Below are 14,452 nucleotides of genomic sequence, written 5' to 3'. Positions count from 1 at the left end.
CGACGGCTTTGAATGGTGTCGCCAGAGCGCTGGCGAGGGAGATGGAAATGGGTTTAGCCGAAAACTTGTCTGATGTTTCGCTCACATTCGCTTGTCCGGATTGCTCGCATCCGACTGTAAGGAAGGGCTCTGCGCTGAGAACAATCGCGCACATCAGATGCGACGGGTGTAACGCCAAGGTGCGGATCACTTATCCGCAGAAGCTAGCGATCTTCGAAAAGCACAAGCTATTAGCCACCAAAGGCGCCTTGCGATTGGCTATTTTTCAGGCATAGGCAGCGACTAACAGGACCTCAACAGGACGTTGCTTTCTCGCTAAGCGCTACTTTAGCTTGTCCTTAATTTTCCAGCAGCATGAGTCGCAGTAGGGAGAAATGGTCGTGCCTTCGTCGGAGGTGCGGGACATGCAGAAGGAAAGTTGATGGGGGCGCCGGATCCGGTCCGGCGTCCCTCTCCACCTCTTCACTTCGCCGACCACACGGCCAGCTCGTAGCCGTCCGGATCGGAAAAGTGGAAGCGGCGGCCGCCCGGGAAGGAATAGGCGGGCTTGACGATCTTCCCGCCGGCCTCCTCGACGCGGCGTTGGGTCTCGTCGAGCTTGTCGGCATAGAGGATCACCAGCGGCCCGCCTGCCGCCTTGCTCTGGCCACCGAGGGCAAAGCCGCCGGTCAGGCGGCCATCGTTGAACTCGCAATAGCTCGGCCCGTAGTCCTTGAAGGACCAGCCGAAGGCCTTGCCATAGAAGTCGCGCGAACGCGGGATGTCGTCGACGGAAAACTCGACATAGTCGATGCGCTTGTCGTTGCTGGATTTGGCCATGATCTTCTCCTTTCGCGGTCTTTGGAAGCTCAGCGTTCGAGCATTGCCTTCAGGGTGTTGAGGTCGCGCTGCACGGCGGCGGCGTCGGCAGCGAAGATCTCCTCTGTCATGTCCGGTGCCTTCAGAAGCGTGAACATGACTTCTGCGCCGGTGCCATTGGGAACCACGCGCACCGCATTGCGGGTTTCCTTAGCCTCGGCAAAGACGATGTGATCGAGGACACCGAATTCATTGGGCGGGGAGAAGCGGATGCGGATAACCCGGCCATCGGGGTCCTCCGCCGTCCATTCCTCGCCCGATCTTTCGAAGCGTCTGCCGAGGCCTGCCGCCCAGCGCTGGAAATTCTCCGGGATGGAGGCGAAGTCGTAGACTTCGCGCCAGTCCCGGTCGATGGACACGGCGATGATGCGGGATTTGTAGATGGTCATATCTGCCTCCTTTCCAATGGAGGCAGACTAGACAGCGTTGGCGGCGGCGTATTGAACGAAACGGCCAGTTCAGGCGCCGAACTGTCGCAGAACCGTCGCGGGCGAGAATCCCGACAGGCGCCGCACCTCACGCGTGAGATGTGCCTGGTCGGAATAACCCGCTTCGAACGCAAGATCGACAAGGCGCGGCTCCGCGAACTGCCGCGCCAGGCTCAAAAACCGCTGGAATCGGAGAATGCGGTCGAGCGTCTTTGGACCATAGCCGAAAGCCTCTTGGCAGCGACGGCGAAGCGTTCGCGGGCTGACGTCGAGCCGGTCGAGGATGACCGCCATCCCCGGGCCGGCGGATTCCGTTTTCAGCGCGTTGAAGGCAAATCCCATCTCCGGAGGCGGCGGCTCGACATCGGGCGCAAGCCTGGAGAGTGCCGCTTGCATCGCCCGCATCCGCTCCGCCGTGGAGGATGCATCGCCAATTCGCTGGGCGATTTCGCGCGCCGGCGCTCCCCAGAAGCGGCTGAGTGCCACCCGCCCGCCGACGATCTCCGACATCGGCAAGCCGAGCCACGGGCTTGCCGCCCCCGGCCGGAAGCGGGCGCCGATCACGGTTGAGCCGGGAGTCAGCGTAGCGAGGGCAACGGCCACGTCGGGGCCCGCCACGACGAGATCGCCGTCGATCCAGGTGATGTCGACGCAACCGTCGGGGACCACCGCCGACAAGCTTCCCGCGTCCCGTCGCAATGTATTGGACCAGACACACTGGAAATGCCTTTCGAGTACGGCCGGAGGATCGAACTCGCGGTATTCCCCAATCACCCCGGAAAGGATGGGTGCTCCGGAAAGGACGGGGGTATTGTCGCCAGGCGTCACGAGCCTCTCCTGTGAGGAACGCTTTCGCAGGGATCGCACTCTTCGGTCCCCGAAATCTATTGCGATGGCGGCTTTCTTCAACCCCTGTTGTGGTTCTCGACCAACCCTGCCTGGTATGGTTGCGATGCCAGGCGCCGGTGGGCGAAGTCCGTGACCCTGGCGCCTGCGCGCGACGCACGCCATCAACCGAAGATCCGCGGCGATTGCCGCATGACATCATTTTTACTACTCCTATGCCTGCAGAGGACCGCTTGGCATGAGCATTTTCGACAGATTTTCCTTGGCTGGCCGTGTGGCGCTCGTCACCGGAGGCGGGCGCGGGCTCGGCTTCGAGATCGCGCGCGCCTTTGCCGATGCGGGAGCCCATGTGGTTGTGACCGGACGTACGGCCGCGGTGCTCGACGGCGCCGTCGCCGCCATTGCAGAAGGCGGCGGCAGTGCCGAGGCGGCGGTCTTCGACGTAGCAGACGTGGCGGCCGGCCGCGCCGCCATCGCGGATGTCCGCAAGGCTCGCGGTCAGCTCGATATCCTCGTCAACAATGTCGGCGCCCGCGACAGAAGGCCGCTCGCCGCGTTCGACGACGACGATATCCTTGATCTGATCCGGACCGATCTGCTTTCGGCGATCTCGCTGTCGCGGGATGCGGCGGAAATCATGAAGGCGCAAGGGTATGGCCGGTTGATCGCCGTTACCTCGATCGTCGGCGAGATGGCACGTCCCGGCGATGCCGTCTATCCCGCTGCCAAGCAGGGGCTGACCGGCCTGATGCGCAGCATGGCGGTCGAATACGGCGCGCATGGCGTAACCAGCAACGCCGTTGCCCCGGGGATGTTCGCAACCGAGACCAATGCCGCACTGGCGGAGGATCCCGACATGCTTTCTTTCGCCCGCCAGCGGGTTCCGCTGCAACGCTGGGGACGGCCGGAGGAAATCGCCGGCGCCGCGCTTTTCCTGGCCAGCGATGCGGCATCCTTCGTCAACGGGCATGTTCTGACCGTCGATGGCGGAATGTCTGTGCAGATGTGACGGCGAAAATTCGCCTCGGTGTCAAACCACGTTCATTTTGACACAGTCCTTACCTCTACGCTGCAGAGCAAGATCCTCAAGCAGATGGTCATTGAGGTAACTGAGTGGCGCGAGTTCAGGCGATGTGTCGGGATTTGACCTTGGCTGCCTCCCGAAACACGCCGCGAGCTTGCGGCAGAGGGAACTTGACCATCTTGACATAGCCGTTTCCAACGACCGAAGGGTGAGACTTCGGCCTCGCTTTGCGTTGATCGGAATAATGGGATTCAAAGCCGCGAACGAACGGCGCAGCCCTAACGGGTCTCAGCCCCAGTTTTTGTCGTGCTCCGCGTGCGTGCTAAGGTAGGCGCCCGGCGCGAAATGCGTGTCGTAGAACTCTGTGTCGAGCCGATGCGCCTGGAGATACATCAGGTTGAAGATCGCCGGCACTGTGGCCGGAAATCTGCCGAAGGTATCGTATATGTACCGGGCCATCACGGACACGCAGTCGACGAACTCCGCTCCCATCGGCGCGGCGCTGCTGCGGATTATCTCCGAGCGCTTGTAGGGGCCTTTCGTCTCGCCATGGAACGGCCCGCCCTTGCCGAACTTACGCTCGACCACCGCTTCCACAGCGGCGCGCATGTCCGGAAAATGTGGTGGGCAGTGCGCCTCGAAGACGCCCGGCAGTCCGGTCACATGGGGCAGTGGTTTCCCGGGGATCATGTCAAACCGGAATCCGAGACCGGGAACGGCGGGATCACCGCTGGCGCCCTGAACCGTGAATGGGTTGAGGCCATCGTACATCCAGCCACCGAGACCAAGTGCTTGCAGCATGAGGGCGCCGGCGTAGCAGGCCGTCGAGGTTTCAACAGTGACTTCGGTGAGGGCCAGCTGCTCTATGAACGTCAATGGATATGGATTTTGCAGATCCACCAGTCCGGCGAAGTTCTCCATCCCCGGGATCGGCCGGCCATTAACGTCGTCATAGACGCAAGCCCCGTTCTGAACGAGATAGCAAAGCGTGAGCACCATGTGCTGAGCGAGATCCGCCACAGGAATGATCAGCGTGCTACCGGGAACATTGCCACACCACTCGTTGTGCATCTCCATGTGCTCGGGAGAGCGCGGAACGTTTAGCCGCTGATCCGCCAGCTTGACGATGCGCGACCGGTGCGCCCCGAGATACGCATCCAAGTCGGTCTCTGCGCCGACCGAAATAATCGACGCCATGTCCCGCGTCGGCAGGAAATAGACTCCGGTGTCGTCGGTGAAGAATATCTCCGACGTGTGAAACCCTGCCGACGACGGAAATGTGCGGCCACCGGCGGCGCCCGCATAATTTGGTATTTTGGGAGCATAGTTCTTGTTGTGCGGGATGAGATTTGCCCACCCCGTATTGCCTGCCACCGTGGTCAGGAGCAGCATCTTTTCCATCTCGGTGATCGGCGCCGCAGGACTTTTTGAGGTATAGGCAAGAGGACCATCCGGAATGGATGCGCCCTTCGCAAAACGTCGCGAGCGGCGCCCGTGAATCGCTTGGATCAGCGGAAAGCTGGAGACCTGTGCAAGGCCGCGCTCCGGGGCTGCTGTGGTGACATCATTTTTCTGCGTCGCCGGAGTGGCGCCGGACGCGATGCCGCTCAGCAGGCCACTTGCACCGATTACGGATGCACCCAATACGTTTCTGCGGGTTTGGTCGAACATTGCTCTTGTCTCCTGCGGCGCATCGGCGGATTGAGTCCAGCCAGCGGATGCGCCGTCTAGTTCGTGTTTCGGATGCCCAGAACATCCACGGACCAGCGTTCCAAAACCAGTTGGCTTACGGTATACTGATCGCGAATTGAAAATTGCTTTTTAGAAACAACGCCTTGCAGAGCCACAGCCGGCATGCCTGCTCGCCGGTATCGCTAGATTTTGTACCGACGGTCCAGAAAGCGGGTATGCCTTGAGCACAAATGTACGCGGAAGTTCGACGCGACAGCGGATTATGGACGTCGCCCAGGACGCTGTCCTGCTGAAGGGTTTCGAAGCGACGTCGATCGAGGAAATCGTCGCGGCCGTAGAGATATCCAAGGGCGGATTTTTCTATCATTTTGCCGACAAGAACGCGTTGGCGCAGGCGTTGATCCGGCGTTACATCGAGGAAGAGGATCGCATTTTCGACGACTTGTTCGGCAGGGCGCGCGAACTCAATGACGATCCACTGCATGCCATGCTGGTCGGCCTGAAAATGCTTGCGGAGCTGTTCGAGAATTTGCCGCAGGCGCACCCTGGCTGCCTGGTCGCCACGACCGCCTATCAGGACAGAATGTTCGACGCCGAGGTTCGCGAGCTGAACCGTTCCGCAATCCTGGGCTGGCGTGCCAGGTTCCTCGCAATGCTCGAGGATATCCGGGCGTTATACCCCCCCAACGAGCCTGTAGACATCGGCGCGCTCGCCGACATGGTCATGGGCGTGGCCGAAGGAGGTATCATTCTGTCCAAGGCATTGAACGAGCCGAGTGCACTACCGGCTCAAATCATGCTGTTCCGGACTTATTTGAAACTGCTCTTCAGCCATCGTTTGAAGCCTGCACTGTGAGCATGCGTCGTGATGACCGGGGTCTCGTCCAGTTGATTTCTCCGCCCAAATATGATGCTCCTCGCGCCCATGAAGAAGCTCTGTCTTACGGTTCTGGCGTCGGTGACGCTGTCGTGGCCGGCTAGCGCGATGGATAGCGCGTTGCGCGCCGGCTTGTTGAAACTCGATCCGCAAACCCGGCTCGAACAGCGATGTGATGCCGAAGTGCTCGACCGGATCACCCATGACGACCGCAAATACAAAGCCGATCGCGTGGTCGCCTACGCTTTTGCGACGCCCGAGATGGGCACAGACGCAATCACAAGCCCAGGGGCAGCCTTCCGCAGCAAGGGGCAATGGTACCGGCTGAAATACAAGTGTCAGACGGCACCGGACCATATGCAGGTTCTGGATTTTCGCTATCGGATCGGCGAGGAGATTCCCGAAGCCGACTGGTCGAAATACAACCTCTACGACTAGCCCGTCCCGATCATGGCAGTTTTCGCCTGCTGGCGATTGCCGCCGCGATCAGGCAGTTTGCCGTCTTTGTCGCCGAGCAGTCTTGACGCGCGGGAACCATACACGTTACGGCGTCCGGACACTCCGCGCGAACGATTGGCGACCAAGCAAGGAAATTCCAGCTGATGGAAATTTTTACCGCCGCAGGCCTGTCGGCCCTGCTTCAGGTCATTGCCATCGACCTTGTGCTTGCCGGCGACAATGCCATCGTCATCGGCCTTGCCGCGGCAGGCCTGCCATCGGACCAGCGCAAGAAGGCGATTCTCGTCGGCATTGCGGCGGCCACCGTGCTTCGCATCTTCTTTGCCCTGATCACCCAGTGGCTGCTCACAATCGGCCCCATTCTTCTCATAGCCGGCGGCCTGCTGCTGCTTTGGGTGTGCTGGAAGATGTGGCGCGAACTCCGTGTCAGCCACGAGCAGGAACATGACGCGACGGAATCGTTGTCGAATGTCGATTACGACAAAAGCGGGACGATTGGCGGCAAGGGACCGCGCAAGACCTTCGCTCAGGCAGCCTGGCAGATCGTCATCGCCGACGTTTCGATGTCGCTCGACAACGTCCTCGCAGTCGCAGGCGCGGCGATGGATCATCCGACGGTCCTGATCATTGGTTTGGCGCTGTCGATTGCGCTGATGGGTTTCGCCGCTTCGTTTGTCGCACGCCTCCTGCATAAGTACCGCTGGATTGCTTATATCGGTCTCGTGATCATTCTCTACGTCGCCGTAAAGATGCTTCTGGATGGTGCCGTGCAGCAGTTCCCCGACCAGTTTGCATTCCTGGCGCCCTGGTTCGGGCCAGGCGGTCATTGAACCTGATCCTTGGCAGTGCAGGCCCGCCCGAGCGGCCCCAGCCACTCCTCGGTTTGCTTGACTGCCGAACTATGCTATTGCGCCGTGCAAATTGAGCTTTTGCGAAAGTTCAAAAGATCAACATGTATCGAGACTTCCGGGCCGGGCCTCAGGGTTTCCGGCCCGCGTCCATTGGAAACCGCATATGTCCGCCCCTCGCGTCAGCTTCGTCAGCCTTGGATGCCCGAAAGCGCTCGTTGATTCAGAGCGCATCATCACGCGCCTTCGCGCCGAAGGCTACGAAATCGCGCGCAAGCATGACGGCGCCGATCTGGTCGTCGTCAACACCTGCGGCTTTCTCGACTCGGCTCGCGACGAATCGCTCAATGCCATCGGCTCCGCCCTTTCGGAGAACGGCAGGGTCATCGTCACCGGTTGTCTCGGCGCCGAACCGGACGTCATCCGCGAAAGACACCCAAACGTTCTCGCCATCACCGGTCCGCAGGCCTACGAGAGCGTGATGGCTGCCGTGCATGAGGCCGCGCCCCCGAGCCACGATCCCTATGTCGACCTGTTGCCGCCGCAAGGCGTCAAACTTACGCCGCGCCACTATGCCTATCTCAAGATTTCGGAAGGCTGCAACAACCGCTGCACCTTCTGCATCATCCCGGCGCTGCGCGGCGATCTCGTCTCGCGGCCGGCCGCCGACGTGCTGCGCGAAGCCGAGAAACTGGCCAAGGCCGGGGTCAAGGAAATCCTGGTCATTTCGCAGGATACCAGCGCCTACGGCATCGACATCAAATATCAGACCAGCATGTTTGGCGACCGCGAAGTGCGGGCAAAATTCCTCGATCTGTCGGAGGAATTGGGTAAGCTCGGCGTCTGGGTGCGCATGCACTATGTCTATCCCTACCCGCATGTCGCCGATGTCATTCCGCTGATGGCCGAGGGAAAGATCCTTCCCTATCTGGACATCCCATTCCAGCACGCCTCACCGCAGGTGCTGAAGAATATGCGCCGGCCCGCCCATGGCGAAAAGACGCTCGAGCGCATTCGGGGCTGGCGCGAAATCTGTCCGGATCTGGCCATCCGCTCCACCTTCATCGTCGGCTTTCCCGGCGAGACGGACGACGATTTTGAAATGCTGCTCGACTGGCTGGACGAAGCCAGGATCGATCGCGCCGGCTGTTTCAAATACGAGCCGGTCAGGGGCGCCCGTTCCAACGACCTCGGTCTCGAACAGGTACCGCAGGAGATCAAGGAGGCGCGCTGGCACCGCTTCATGCAGCGCCAGCAGAAGATCTCGGCGACGCAGCTCGCCAGGAAGGTCGGCAAGCGCCTGGCTGTCCTGATCGACGAGGCGCATGGCACCTCGGCGAAGGGCCGCACCAAATACGACGCGCCCGAAATCGATGGTTCGGTTCATATCCAGTCGCGGCGCCCGTTGCGCGCCGGCGACATCGTCACCGTCAAGATCGACCGCGCCGACGCCTACGATCTCTACGGCTCAGCTGTCTGACGCAACTCGCTGTGAACGAAAGGGCGCCGCGCGGCGCCCTTCCCTGTCAAATTTTGGCGTGTCAGGATCTTGGGCTCCGCTTGCGCTTACTTCGGCAGCTTGTCGTCGACGCCCTTGATGTAGAAATTCATGCCGAGCAGCGTGGCGTCCGTGGCGACCTCGCCCTCTTTCAGCCATGGCGTTCCGTCCTGCTTGGCAATCGGCCCGGTGAAGGGGTTCCATCCCTCGACGATCTTCTTCTCGGTGGCTTGCGCCATCGCCTTCACGTCATCGGGCATGTTGGTGTAAGCGGCCATTTTAACAGCGCCGTCCTTGATGCCCAGCCAGACATTGCCCGGCTTCCAGGTGCCATCGAGCACGGCCTTCACCCGGCCGATGTAATACGGACCCCAATCGTCGACGATCGAGGTCAACTGCGCCTTGGGAGCGAACTTGATCATGTCCGAAGACTGACCGAACCCTTGCAGCCCACGCTCTTCGGCGACTTGCAGGGCGGCGGTCGAGTCGGTGTGCTGGACGATGATGTCGGCACCCTGGTCGAACAGAGCCTTGGCGGCGTCGGCTTCCTTGCCCGGATCGAACCATGAATTGACCCAGACGATCTTCGCTTTGAAGTTCGGGTTGACCGACTGGGCGCCGAGCATGAAGGAATTGATGCCCATCACCACTTCGGGGATCGGAAACGAAACGATGTAGCCGGCGACGCCCGACTTCGATTGCTTGGCTGCGATCTGGCCGAGGATGTAGCGGCCCTCGTAGAAGCGCGCATTGTAGATGCCGAGATTGTCCGACGTCTTGTAGCCGGTCGCGTGCTCGAATTTGACGTCGGGGAATTTCTTGGCGACCTTCACTTCGGGATCCATGAAGCCGAAGGAAGTGCCGAAGATAATCTTGCATCCTTCGCGTGCCAAGCGCTCGAAAGCACGAGCGGCATCGGGACCCTCGGAGACGTTCTCCAGGTATGCGGTTTCGACCTTGTCGCCGAGTGCCTTCTCTACGTCCAGGCGGCCTTGGTCATGCTGGTACGAATAGCCAAAATCGCCGATCGGGCCAGTATAGACCCAACAGGCTTTTAGCTTTTCCTGCGCTTCGGCGGTCGCCGCCAGCGACAATGCTGCCGCGGCGGCCATCAGCGCAATAAGCAGTTTTTTCATCGTGTTACCTCTCTGAGTTAAGCCTTGGAGCTTCCCGTCTGTTTTTATTGTCAACGATCCGGAACGAATGGCTGCCCCAAGGAAGCCGGTGTGTTCATCATCGTCAAACGCTTGTTGCGCGAGATTAGAACGAGAACCACGATGGTTGCCAGATAGGGCAACGAAGAAAGCAGTTGCGAGGGAACCGGAATGCCAAAAGCCTGTGCATGAAGCTGGCCGATCCATACCGCGCCGAAGATATAGGCGCCAGCCAGCACCCGCCATGGCCGCCATGACGCGAACACGACCAGCGCCAGCGCGATCCAGCCGCGTCCAGCGGTCATGTTCTCTACCCATTGCGGCGTATAGACGAGCGACAGGTGGCCCCCGGCAAGGCCTGCACAGGCGCCGCCGAAGATCACTGAGAGATAACGGTAGCGGATGACCTGGATGCCAAGCGCATGGGCCGATGTGTGGCTGTCACCGATCGAGCGCAGCGTGAGTCCGGTGCGGGTCTTGAACAGGAACCACATGACGGCGGCGGTCAACGCGATCGAGATGTAGAAGATCGGGTCCTGGCCGAACAACAACCTGCCGATGACGGGAATCTGCGTCAGGCCTGGAATGTCGAGATTTGGCAGCCTCGCGCCGGGCAGACCGACAAAGCCGGTTCCCATCATGCCGGAAAGGCCGAGGCCGAGCAATGTCAGCGATAGCCCCGTCGCCACCTGGTTGGTGGCCAGCGACAATGTCATGACGGCGAACAGCAGCGAAAACACTGCACCCAGGGCGATCGCCGCCAACAATCCGATCCACGGCGATCCGGTGAGATAGCCGGCGCCGAAACCGCCGACGGCTCCCATGATCATCATGCCTTCGACCCCGAGATTGAGCACGCCGGAACGTTCGACCACCAGTTCGCCGATCGCCGCGATCAGCAAGGGCGTCGCCGCCGTTGCGATGGTCAAAAGAATGTTGACGGTGATGTCCATCAGCGGGCCTCCTCTAGCTTCGGCGAGGTTTCAAGCTTCGGCGTGGCAAAGCCGATCAGGCGAATGCGGTAGTGAATGAGCGTATCGCAGCCGAGCACGAAGAACAGGAGCATGCCCTGGAATACACGCGCCACCTTGTCGGAGATGCCGAGCGCGCTTTGCACCGCCTCGCCGCCGAGATAGGTCAGCGCCAGCACAAGGCCCGCCGCGACGATGCCGAGTGGATTGAGACGGCCGAGGAACGCCACAATGATGGCGGTGAAGCCGTAGCCGGGCGAAATCACCGGCTGCAGCTGGCCGATCGCGCCGGAGACTTCGGAGATGCCGGCAAGTCCGGCCAGTGCACCCGACAGCATGAAGGCGAAGAACACCATCCGGTTGAGGCCGAAGCCTGCGAAGCGCCCTGCCCTGGGACTTGAGCCGAGCACGCGCACCTCAAAGCCTTTCAGCATGCGGCTCATCAGGATCCAGACCAGCACCGCCGCGACCAGCGCGAAGACGAAACCCCAATTGGCGCGGCCGGAGGCCGGCATCAGTTCTGGCAAGATAGCGGAGTCGTTGAACTGTATCGTCTGCGGGAAGTTGAAACCCTGCGGATCGCGCCAGGGACCGCGCACCAGCCAGTCGAGGAAGAGCTGCGCGACATAAACCAGCATCAGGCTGGTCAGGATCTCGTTGGTGTTGAAGCGCGCCTTGAGCAAGGCGGGAATGGCGGCGTAGGCGGCACCGCCAACCATGCCGAACAGCAGCATCAGCGGCAGCACCAGCGGGCCTTCAAACTGCGGAAGCAGCACCGGAATGATCGAGCCGGCGATGCCGCCCAGGATGAATTGGCCTTCCGCACCGATATTCCAGATGTTGGCCCTGTAGCAAACCGACAGGCCGACCCCGATCAGGATGAGCGGTGCCGCCTTGATCGCCAGCTCATGCAGCTGCCAGACCTGGCTGACCGGCTCGATGAAATAGATTTGAAACGCCTTCAAAGGATTGACGCCAAGCAGTGCGAACAGGACGGCGCCGGCAATGATCGTCAACACGAATGCAATGAAGGGCGACAGTGCCGAGAACAGCATCGAGCGCTGTGGGCGTTTGACGAGTTCGAGGCGCATCATGACGTCTCCAAAGCGTGTTCGGCGTGGCCGGGCTCGGCGCCGCCCATCAGCAGTCCGATCTTTTCGAACGAGGCCTCAGCAATCGGCAAAGGCTTCGACAATTCGCCATTGTGCATCACCGCGATCGCGTCGGATATTTCGAACAGTTCGTCGAGATCCTGGCTGATGACCAGCACCGCCGAGCCGCTGCGTGCCAATTCGATCAGCGCCTGGCGAATGTGGGCGGCGGCACCGGCGTCGACGCCCCATGTCGGCTGATTGACGACCATGACGCCAGGCCTCCGGTCGAGTTCGCGGCCGACGATGAATTTCTGCAGATTGCCGCCCGAAAGCGCCGCCGCCTCCGGGTCGGGAGCACTCTTGCGCACATCCATCGCCTTGATGATGCGCTGGGCAGCGACATAGATCGCATCGCTTCTGACTATTCCGCCGGCGCCGACAAACATCTTGCCGTCGGTGGCATGGCGCGACAGAAGCAGGTTTTCCGAAAGCTTCATGCGGGGTGCTGCACCGTGGCCGAGCCGCTCTTCCGGCACGAAGGCCGCGCCCATCAGCCGCCTGCCGGTGATGCTGAGGCCGCCGGCATCCTTACCGCGGATGCGCACCGAGGCGGCATCCTGCTGCCGCACCTCGCCGGAAACGGATTCGAAGAACTCGCCCTGGCCGTTGCCGGCGACGCCGGCAATGCCGATCACTTCGCCGGCGCGTACCGTCAGGTTGATGTTCCTGAGCGGGATCGAGAACGGCGTTGCCGGCTTGCGGCTGAGCGCGCGGATTTCAAGCAGCGGCTGCGCGGTCTCGATACCCTCGGCCGGCGCGCGCACCACGGCCTGCACGTCGTTGCCGACCATCATGCGCGCCAGCGATGCCGCGGTTTCCTTGCGCGGGTTGCAGTGGCCAACCACCTTGCCGTGGCGCAGCACCGTGGCGCGGTCGCAGATGCGCTTGACCTCTTCCAGCCGGTGCGAAATGTAGAGGATGGACTTTCCTTCTGAGCGCAGCCGCTCGAGTGTCTCGAACAGCTTGTCGGCTTCCTGCGGCGTCAGCACTGAGGTCGGCTCGTCGAGGATGATGAGCTGCGGCGTCTGCAGGAGACAGCGGATGATCTCGATACGCTGGCGCTCACCGACCGACAGGTCGCCGACCAGCGATTGCGGGTCGAGCGGCAGGCCGTAGCTGTAGGACAGCGCCCTCGCCTTCGCTGCAATCGTGCTGATCGGCGAACCGTCGTCCAACGATAGCGCGATGTTCTCGGCCGCCGTCAGCGCCTCGAACAGCGAGAAATGCTGGAACACCATGCCGATGCCGAGCTTTTTCGCAAAGCCGGGATTGGTAATCGTGACCGCTTGGCCGTTCCAGAAAATCTCGCCCGAATTGGGCTCCAGTGTTCCGAACAGCATTTTGACGAGTGTCGACTTGCCGGCGCCGTTCTCGCCGAGCAACGCGTGGATTTCGCCCTTTGCAACATTGAGGTCGACACGGTCGCACGCCGTCAGCGTGCCGAATGTCTTGGTGAGGCCACGAACCTCAAGCAGGTTTTCGCCGTCCTGATTTGCACTCACAGTGCCTCCCATCTGGTTTGCCAGACATGTTCTGTGTTCCCGCAGGCATGGTATGCGCGGCCTGCTGTCATCGCAAAGCGGCACCCGTCTTGAAAGAGCTTCAAGAATTTCAGCGGAAACTCAAGGGGTAAAGAGCGCGCGCCTGAAAAGTCGACGTCAAGGGACGAGAATGGTTGTCCCGGTCGTTCTGCGCCCTTCAAGATCGGCATGCGCCTTGCCCGCGTCCTTCAGCGCATAGCGCTGGTTGATCCTTATCTTGACCGCGCCACTGAGCACGACGTCAAACAGCGCGGCTGCGGACGCCTCTAGGTCCTCGCGCCTGGCATTGTAGACGAACAAAGTCGGCCGCGTCGCGAACAGCGAACCTTTCTGCGCCAGCAATGACATGCTGAACGGTGGGATCGGCCCTGACGATTGTCCGAAGCTGGCGAACATGCCGAGCGGCTTCAAGCAGTCGAGCGAGGCGGGAAAGGTGTCGTTGCCGACCGAATCATAGACGACGTCGCACTTCTTGCCGCCGGTGATTGCGATGACGCCGGCCACGAAATCCTGCTCTCGGTAGTTGATGACATGGTCGAAGCCATGCGCCTTGGCGAGCTCGATCTTGTCGGTAGAGCTGGCGGTGCCGATCACGGTCGCGCCAAGATGCTTGGCCCATTGGCCGAGGATTAGCCCGACACCGCCGGCCGCTGCGTGAAACAGGATAGTGTCGCCCGCTTTCACCTTGAAGGTGCGGCGCAGCAGATATTCCGCCGTCATCCCTTTAAGCATCATGGCAGCCGCCTGTTCGTCGCTGATGCCGTCGGGCACCTTTACGACGCGGTCGGCGGCGATCACGCGCTGCTCGGCATAGGCGCCAGTCGTCACGGCGTAGGCGACGCGATCGCCCGGCTTCAGCCAATCGATATCCGCACCGACTTCCACGACCACCCCGGCCGCCTCGCTGCCGGGTATCAGCGGGAAACCGCCCGGCGGCGGATAGAGGCCGGAGCGATGATAGACGTCGATGAAATTGAGGCCGATGGCTGTATGCCTGACCAGGACTTGTCCCGATCCGGGTTGGCCCGGTTCGGCGTCCTCATAGGTCAGAACCTCCGGACCTCCATTGGCGTGGATGCGGATCGCTTTGGACATTTTCTGG

At 61.3% G+C, this 14,452-nt stretch carries 14 protein-coding genes and 1 pseudogene; 6 read left to right on the top strand and 9 right to left on the bottom strand.

Translation table 11 applies throughout. The annotated features are described in order from the left end of the window. Positions 1-462 precede the first annotated feature (462 nt). The 3 genes from NKH73_RS08420 to NKH73_RS08410 all read right to left on the bottom strand — a co-directional run bounded on the left by NKH73_RS08420 (position 463) and on the right by NKH73_RS08410 (position 2,060). Positions 463-819 carry a VOC family protein gene (locus NKH73_RS08420; protein WP_352930260.1) on the bottom strand — a complete coding sequence of 119 codons (357 nt, stop codon included), beginning with the start codon at positions 817-819 and terminating at the stop codon, positions 463-465. A gap of 29 nt (positions 820-848) precedes the next feature. Beyond that, a complete protein-coding gene (locus NKH73_RS08415; protein WP_352930258.1) occupies positions 849-1,247 on the bottom strand; it encodes an SRPBCC family protein in 399 nt (132 codons plus the stop codon). Positions 1,248-1,316: 69 nt separating this feature from the next. Continuing rightward, the gene (locus NKH73_RS08410; protein ID WP_352930750.1) at positions 1,317-2,060 is read right to left on the bottom strand and encodes a DUF6597 domain-containing transcriptional factor; all 744 of its coding nucleotides are present in this window, start codon (positions 2,058-2,060) and stop codon (positions 1,317-1,319) included. 310 nt (positions 2,061-2,370) lie between these two features. On the opposite strand from NKH73_RS08410, the gene NKH73_RS08405 reads away from it, so the two are divergent. Continuing rightward, positions 2,371-3,141, top strand: a complete 771-nt coding sequence (locus NKH73_RS08405; protein WP_352930256.1) for an SDR family oxidoreductase — start codon at positions 2,371-2,373, stop codon at positions 3,139-3,141. Between the two features lie 303 nt (positions 3,142-3,444). On the opposite strand, the gene NKH73_RS08400 is transcribed toward NKH73_RS08405, so the two are convergent. Beyond that, on the bottom strand, positions 3,445-4,827 hold the full coding sequence (locus NKH73_RS08400; RefSeq protein ID WP_352930254.1) for a hypothetical protein: 1,383 nt from the start codon (positions 4,825-4,827) through the stop codon (positions 3,445-3,447). A gap of 283 nt (positions 4,828-5,110) precedes the next feature. On the opposite strand from NKH73_RS08400, the pseudogene NKH73_RS08395 reads away from it, so the two are divergent. From NKH73_RS08395 to rimO, 5 genes and pseudogenes are all read left to right on the top strand, one after another. Beyond that, positions 5,111-5,188 (top strand): annotated as a pseudogene (locus tag NKH73_RS08395) (hypothetical protein); the annotation flags it as partial. A gap of 147 nt (positions 5,189-5,335) precedes the next feature. Next, a complete protein-coding gene (locus tag NKH73_RS08390; RefSeq protein WP_352930774.1) occupies positions 5,336-5,704 on the top strand; it encodes a hypothetical protein in 369 nt (122 codons plus the stop codon). 51 nt (positions 5,705-5,755) lie between these two features. Next, positions 5,756-6,163, top strand: coding sequence for a DUF930 domain-containing protein (locus tag NKH73_RS08385; RefSeq protein WP_292502865.1), 408 nt, complete (start codon positions 5,756-5,758; stop codon positions 6,161-6,163). A gap of 164 nt (positions 6,164-6,327) precedes the next feature. After that, positions 6,328-7,014: a TerC family protein gene (locus tag NKH73_RS08380; protein WP_292502866.1), complete on the top strand. Its 687-nt coding sequence runs from the start codon at positions 6,328-6,330 to the stop codon at positions 7,012-7,014. A 184-nt stretch (positions 7,015-7,198) separates the two neighbouring features. Next, on the top strand, positions 7,199-8,512 hold the full coding sequence (gene rimO / locus NKH73_RS08375) for a 30S ribosomal protein S12 methylthiotransferase RimO (RefSeq protein ID WP_352930249.1): 1,314 nt from the start codon (positions 7,199-7,201) through the stop codon (positions 8,510-8,512). A gap of 86 nt (positions 8,513-8,598) precedes the next feature. Here the strand turns inward: rimO and NKH73_RS08370 are convergent, their stop codons facing one another. The 5 genes from NKH73_RS08370 to NKH73_RS08350 form a co-directional block, all read right to left on the bottom strand. Then, on the bottom strand, positions 8,599-9,666 hold the full coding sequence (locus NKH73_RS08370) for a BMP family ABC transporter substrate-binding protein (protein WP_352930246.1): 1,068 nt from the start codon (positions 9,664-9,666) through the stop codon (positions 8,599-8,601). A 50-nt stretch (positions 9,667-9,716) separates the two neighbouring features. After that, positions 9,717-10,637 (bottom strand): ABC transporter permease, encoded by a 921-nt coding sequence (locus NKH73_RS08365; RefSeq protein ID WP_352930243.1) that lies wholly within the window; start codon positions 10,635-10,637, stop codon positions 9,717-9,719. Then, positions 10,637-11,749, bottom strand: coding sequence for an ABC transporter permease (locus tag NKH73_RS08360; protein WP_352930240.1), 1,113 nt, complete (start codon positions 11,747-11,749; stop codon positions 10,637-10,639). The genes NKH73_RS08365 and NKH73_RS08360 overlap by 1 nt, the downstream gene beginning before the upstream one ends. Then, the gene (locus tag NKH73_RS08355; RefSeq protein WP_352930237.1) at positions 11,746-13,323 is read right to left on the bottom strand and encodes an ABC transporter ATP-binding protein; all 1,578 of its coding nucleotides are present in this window, start codon (positions 13,321-13,323) and stop codon (positions 11,746-11,748) included. Before NKH73_RS08355 ends, NKH73_RS08360 begins: the two co-directional genes overlap by 4 nt. A gap of 144 nt (positions 13,324-13,467) precedes the next feature. Then, positions 13,468-14,445, bottom strand: a complete 978-nt coding sequence (locus NKH73_RS08350) for a quinone oxidoreductase family protein (RefSeq protein ID WP_352930234.1) — start codon at positions 14,443-14,445, stop codon at positions 13,468-13,470. Positions 14,446-14,452: the final 7 nt, after the last annotated feature.

It is taken from the genome of Mesorhizobium sp. M0938 (genome assembly GCF_040319125.1).
Classification (GTDB): Bacteria; Pseudomonadota; Alphaproteobacteria; order Rhizobiales; family Rhizobiaceae; genus Mesorhizobium; species Mesorhizobium robiniae.
This window is presented reverse-complemented; position numbering and strand designations above follow the sequence as displayed.